The organism is uncultured Holdemanella sp. (assembly GCF_934754935.1).
In the GTDB taxonomy this organism is placed as follows: Bacteria; Bacillota_I; Bacilli_A; order Erysipelotrichales; family Erysipelotrichaceae; genus Holdemanella.
Genome location: NZ_CAKVJB010000066.1, coordinates 1 through 3,260 on the forward strand (window position 1 = coordinate 1; position 3,260 = coordinate 3,260).

4 protein-coding genes and 9 tRNA genes are annotated in these 3,260 nt (G+C 35.1%); 4 read left to right on the plus strand and 9 right to left on the minus strand.

Translation table 11 applies throughout. The features are described from left to right. Position 1: 1 nt before the first annotated feature. The 9 genes from Q0E86_RS11030 to Q0E86_RS11070 form a co-directional block, all read right to left on the minus strand. Positions 2 to 75: transfer RNA gene (locus Q0E86_RS11030), tRNA-Gly, on the minus strand. Positions 76 to 85: 10 nt separating this feature from the next. Then, positions 86 to 161 (minus strand) — tRNA-Lys (locus tag Q0E86_RS11035). Positions 162 to 166: 5 nt separating this feature from the next. Continuing rightward, positions 167 to 242, minus strand: a tRNA-Thr gene (locus Q0E86_RS11040). A gap of 8 nt (positions 243 to 250) precedes the next feature. Further along, positions 251 to 326 (minus strand) — tRNA-Val (locus tag Q0E86_RS11045). Between the two features lie 31 nt (positions 327 to 357). Then, a tRNA-Gly gene (locus Q0E86_RS11050) sits at positions 358 to 431 on the minus strand. 6 nt (positions 432 to 437) lie between these two features. Next, positions 438 to 513, minus strand: a tRNA-Gln gene (locus tag Q0E86_RS11055). A 5-nt stretch (positions 514 to 518) separates the two neighbouring features. Beyond that, positions 519 to 602 (minus strand) — tRNA-Tyr (locus tag Q0E86_RS11060). Positions 603 to 609: 7 nt separating this feature from the next. After that, a tRNA-Val gene (locus Q0E86_RS11065) sits at positions 610 to 685 on the minus strand. Between the two features lie 37 nt (positions 686 to 722). After that, positions 723 to 1,178 carry a hypothetical protein gene (locus tag Q0E86_RS11070; protein WP_288521412.1) on the minus strand — a complete coding sequence of 152 codons (456 nt, stop codon included), beginning with the start codon at positions 1,176 to 1,178 and terminating at the stop codon, positions 723 to 725. A gap of 82 nt (positions 1,179 to 1,260) precedes the next feature. On the opposite strand from Q0E86_RS11070, the gene Q0E86_RS11075 reads away from it, so the two are divergent. The 4 genes from Q0E86_RS11075 (at position 1,261) to Q0E86_RS11090 (ending at position 3,260) form a co-directional block, all read left to right on the plus strand. After that, on the plus strand, positions 1,261 to 2,229 hold the full coding sequence (locus Q0E86_RS11075) for a rod shape-determining protein (RefSeq protein ID WP_288521413.1): 969 nt from the start codon (positions 1,261 to 1,263) through the stop codon (positions 2,227 to 2,229). Between the two features lie 153 nt (positions 2,230 to 2,382). Then, positions 2,383 to 2,547 carry a hypothetical protein gene (locus Q0E86_RS11080; RefSeq protein ID WP_295757177.1) on the plus strand — a complete coding sequence of 55 codons (165 nt, stop codon included), beginning with the start codon at positions 2,383 to 2,385 and terminating at the stop codon, positions 2,545 to 2,547. Continuing rightward, on the plus strand, positions 2,531 to 3,172 hold the full coding sequence (locus tag Q0E86_RS11085) for a hypothetical protein (RefSeq protein ID WP_295757179.1): 642 nt from the start codon (positions 2,531 to 2,533) through the stop codon (positions 3,170 to 3,172). The genes Q0E86_RS11080 and Q0E86_RS11085 overlap by 17 nt, the downstream gene beginning before the upstream one ends. Before the next feature lie 12 nt (positions 3,173 to 3,184). Continuing rightward, positions 3,185 to 3,260 (plus strand) — tRNA-Val (locus Q0E86_RS11090).

Consider the following 3,260-nt stretch of genomic DNA (forward strand, 5'->3'; position numbering starts at 1 on the left):
ATGGAGCAGGTGATGAGAATCGAACTCACGTAGTCAGCTTGGAAGGCTGAAGTTCTACCATTGAACTACACCTGCATAATATAAGTGGTGACCCGTGGGCGATTCGAACGCCCGACCCTTTGATTAAAAGTCAAATGCTCTACCATCTGAGCTAACGGGTCACAAGTGGTGCCGACTATAGGAATTGAACCCACAACCTACTGATTACAAGTCAGTTGCTCTACCAATTGAGCTAAGTCGGCATTTGAAATGGTGGAGGTTAACGGACTCGAACCGCTGACCCTCTGCTTGTAAGGCAGATGCTCTCCCAACTGAGCTAAACCTCCAAAACTTGCCATACAAAGGGATTAAATTAAATGGAGCAGGTGATGAGAATCGAACTCACGTAGTCAGCTTGGAAGGCTGAAGTTCTACCATTGAACTACACCTGCAAATGATGGCTGGGGTACCTGGATTCGAACCAGGGAAATGCAGGAGTCAAAGTCCTGTGCCTTACCGCTTGGCTATACCCCAATAAGTGGTGGAGAAGGACAGATTCGAACTGCCGAACCAAAAGGAACTGAGTTACAGTCAGCCGCGTTTAGCCACTTCGCTACTTCTCCATCAACATGGTGGAGGTTAACGGGCTCGAACCGCTGACCCTCTGCTTGTAAGGCAGATGCTCTCCCAACTGAGCTAAACCTCCATGTTTTTCGCCGCAAACTCGTTTGCGCTCATTTATATTACCAAAGGTTGTTAGGAATGTCAACGGAATTTTTAATTTTTTTTATAAATTTTTCAAACTTTAGTTCCAAAGCCCTTATATAAAGCTTTTTTATCATTTTATTATTTATTCTTTTTTGTTCATTTACCAATTTTTTATCATGAACAACATACATTTTCGGTAAAATCACTCTGTACTTTTTTCCAAAAACCACCTTTTCTTGAATACAATCTAATCTCTTGATCAACTCAATATCAGAAATATAATGAATATCTGTATTATAAAACCGATAAAACTTTCTTAAGTTTTCCACATCGTCCGGAAAAACTAAATATACAGGTATACCCATATCTTCAAAAGCTTTACTCCACAATAAAAATAAATCATGATGCGTCATTGTTTTTTCCAATTCAATCGAATCCAATATGACTAAGAGTGCTGTTTCTTTTATATTATTAATTTCAATATTCTTCATTTAATTACGTAGGAATGCATGGATATTGTATCACAATTTAACCTGGTGTAAAATAAAGACATATATTATTAGGAGGAATCGTATGATTCGAATGGGAATAGATTTAGGTACAAACTATATTCGTTTATGTACCCAAGAAGATGGATTACTTTATAATGAGCCCTGCATGGTTGCGCTTGACAATCAAAACCATGTATTAGGCATAGGCGAAGATGCCAAAGATATGATTGGATCAATGGATTCAAACGTTAGAATTATATCTCCTTTACGTGAAAACCCAATCAACTTTGATGCACTCGACATTTTATTAGAACAATTATTATATGAACACAAAGCTTTTAAAATGTTCCAAAAAACAATCTTATTAGTTAGCTATCCAACTAGCTTTAGTGAAGAATCTTGCCAAATCCTAAAGGAACATTTAGAAGAACTAGGAGCATACCGTGTTTATTTTGAACAAGAAATCTGGATTGCGGCCATCGGAGCTAAACTTGACCTTTTCTTACCTGTCGCAAGCTGCGTATTAAACATTGGATCATCCAATTGCGATATTGCCCTATTCTTAAATGGCAAAATGGAAAAGAAATCACGTTGCAACGTATCCGGTATCACAATCAATATCGCCTTAAAAAATTGGCTGACCAATTCATACAACATCAACGTTTCTAATAAACAAATCGAAAAAATTAAACGAAAACTTGGTCAAGTCAATATTCAACAAAATCCAAAAAGCCTTGAAATTGTTGGCATGGATAAAAACAGTCACGTATTAAAATCGGTTATCATCAATGAAAATCAAATTGTTGGCGTTCTAACCCCACTAGTACAACGATGGGCAAATTGGATTCTGCAATTTTTATCAAACTTACCAATCACAATGCAGCAAGACGTAAAAACACGAGGAATTATATGTTGTGGAGGATCTATGTTACTAAATGGACTTCCAACCTATCTACAAAATACAGTAGGATGTCCAATTTTTGTCACAGACGATCCACTAAACACTGTTTCAGCTGGACTCATGATTTTATTATCTCGCATGGACGATTAAGTTAAATTTAAGGAAAAGCATTTAATATTAAATCAGAAAACAGCAAGACACAATTCATATCCTATTCCCTTTTCTCTTATTGCTGTTTCAAAAGCTCCCAATGGGAGTTTTTCTTTTTGTGTGATATAATTTGTTCCATTAGGAGGACACTTTATGAACAAAAATATCATATCATCGATCTTATATCTAATCGCAGCCATCTGCTTATTTATATTCGCCTATAACCTTACATATACATTCCTATATATAGGTATCTTATTTTTATTTATTGCGATCATCTATTCAAAAAAGGTAAATCAAAATGAAAAGAACAAATAACAACAATTGGATATTCACTATTTGTATCATCCTAACGGCAATCGTATTGGCTTTCTTATCCTTTATACCTATAAATATAGAATTCATTAAACCATTTATCATATATTTTGATCCAACCAAACTACTATCAAATTTACCACTATGGATTTTTATAAATAGTATCATAGCCCTATATTCACATTCTGAAAGAACATCTATGCTAAATACAACCCTATTCAACATTGTTTGTTTTGTAAGTTATTGTCTATTCTCGATGATTCTTACACACACCATGCCAAAAGAAATGTTTCTAACATGGTTTGTATTTACACTAATCTGGGCAATCTTTGCATATTTAGTATGGTCAGCCAATCGAAAAGACACAAAAGGATGGATTCTTTCAACCATTCTTTTAGCCATTCTATTTAGCACATGCTTCACATATACAGAAAACGCAATATCAAGTACAACTATATTGAACTTCTTACTTTATGTATTTTTAGTTGTAATCCTATATAAAGGCACAAAAGAAACATTGATCATTGTCGTTTTATCCATTATTTTAGCTATGATTTTAAACAAATTTCAAATTCAAATAATTTTTACAAAAAGTGCTTGCATTTATTTTAATTCAGTGCTATTATAAATAGGCACTTACGGAGGTTTAGCTCAGTTGGGAGAGCATCTGCCTTACAAGCAGAGGGTCAGCGGTTCGAGCCCGTTAACCTCCACCA